Origin of the sequence: Streptomyces sp. NRRL F-2664 (genome assembly GCF_000719345.1) — a bacterium.
In the GTDB taxonomy this organism is placed as follows: domain Bacteria; phylum Actinomycetota; class Actinomycetes; order Streptomycetales; family Streptomycetaceae; genus Streptomyces.
This window is the reverse complement of record NZ_JOFX01000604.1, coordinates 1-253: the sequence shown is the minus strand read 5'-3', so window position 1 is coordinate 253 and position 253 is coordinate 1. Positions and strand designations below refer to the sequence as shown.

Here is a 253-nt window from a genome sequence, read left to right as displayed (position 1 = left end):
TGCCCACACTGATCCCGAACATCCCGAACCCGCCCGCGATCTGGGTGAGCGTGTCGTTCTTCTTCAGGTACACCAGTGCGGCCAGGGCACGCTGGTGCGGCGGAAGCTTGCACCGCCGGTCACCCTCGCGGGTGACGATCAGCATCGTGACCCGCTCCACGAGGGCATGCGGGACATCGAGTACGGCACGATAGAGAACCAACGGAGCCCCAAGGCTGAAGAGTTGAGCGTAGACACCTTGCTCAACAGCCCT

At 63.2% G+C, this 253-nt stretch carries 1 protein-coding gene; it reads right to left on the bottom strand.

Features of this window, described 5'->3' with window-relative positions; all coding sequences use genetic code 11:
• A partial coding sequence (locus tag IF89_RS0137175) for a transposase family protein (RefSeq protein WP_199820695.1) occupies window positions 1-202 on the bottom strand: 202 nt, incomplete at its 3' end.
• Window positions 203-253: the final 51 nt, after the last annotated feature.